This window comes from Streptococcus sp. 1449 (assembly GCF_013276805.1).
In the GTDB taxonomy this organism is placed as follows: domain Bacteria; phylum Bacillota; class Bacilli; order Lactobacillales; family Streptococcaceae; genus Streptococcus; species Streptococcus pseudopneumoniae.
This window is the reverse complement of record NZ_VMLS01000096.1, coordinates 1-962: the sequence shown is the minus strand read 5'-3', so window position 1 is coordinate 962 and position 962 is coordinate 1. Positions and strand designations below refer to the sequence as shown.

The window sequence follows — 962 nt, the reverse complement described above, 5'->3', positions numbered from 1 at the left end:
TTGTTTTAAGATGAGTTTTAAAGCCTGATTGACCGCCTCAGCACTTTTATTTGGAATCAATCGGATAATTTGATGCCTAGTCCTTCGATCAGTTAAGACCAGTAAACAATAATTTTTCACCCTTGTAAGCAGAACCGTATCAATCTCATAATGCCCATTCTCCAATCGCAGATTGATAGCTTCAGGACGCTGTTCGATAGATTGACCAGGGGGTTTAAAATTGGTGCTAGCTTGTTTCTTAAGCGCTTTTCCTTTTCTAGGATAGAGCAGATCCTGTTTTGACCATCCTAATTTTCCATGATGGATCCAGTAGTAGATGGTAGAAATTCCCACGTTAACGCCCTTAGCCTTGACCATCATTTCAGGCGAAAATTTTTGGTTATGATAGTGGAGAATCTTTTCCTTTAGTTCCTTGGTCAATCTTGATTTCTTGACCGAGCGCTTGCGATTATTTTCATAAGACTGTTGAGCATAGTCAGCAGAATAAACCTCTTTAAAGCGTCCTTTTCCAAGACATTGTCGGACTGTCCCACGCTTGATTTCAGTATGGATAGTTTGAGGAGCTTTTCCAAGTAAAGAGGCGATTTCTCTATTTGATTTCCCTTCCTTTTTCCATCGTTCGATTAAGCGACGGCTATCGATTGTCAAATGTTTGGCTTTTGTAGTATAATGGTTTTGCATCTCTGTGCCTTTCTTGTGTTTGTGATTGAACAACAAGTATAACACAGAGGTGTTTTCTTATGCCTAGAAGAGCTTTCATTTGACAAGAGGAACCCTTGAAGCAGTTTTGTCAGCCTAACAGCATCAAGCCTCTTATCAAATGAAATCGAGTACTAGCTATAAGCTAGTTAAACCATCTAATTTTTAGGAGGGCTGGATGGCTAACTTCATTATAGAACTTTCAAAAAAATTAATTAAAAAAATTAATTAAAAAAATTAATTAAAAAAAGTTTAAAAAAGTA

The 962-nt window shown here is 37.1% G+C and carries 1 protein-coding gene; it reads right to left on the bottom strand.

Going from position 1 to position 962, the window contains the following annotated elements; all coding sequences use genetic code 11:
- Positions 1–681 (bottom strand): IS30 family transposase (locus HT687_RS11130; protein WP_172924213.1); only part of this gene is annotated, 681 nt, incomplete at its 3' end.
- Between the last annotated feature and the right edge of the window lie 281 nt (positions 682–962).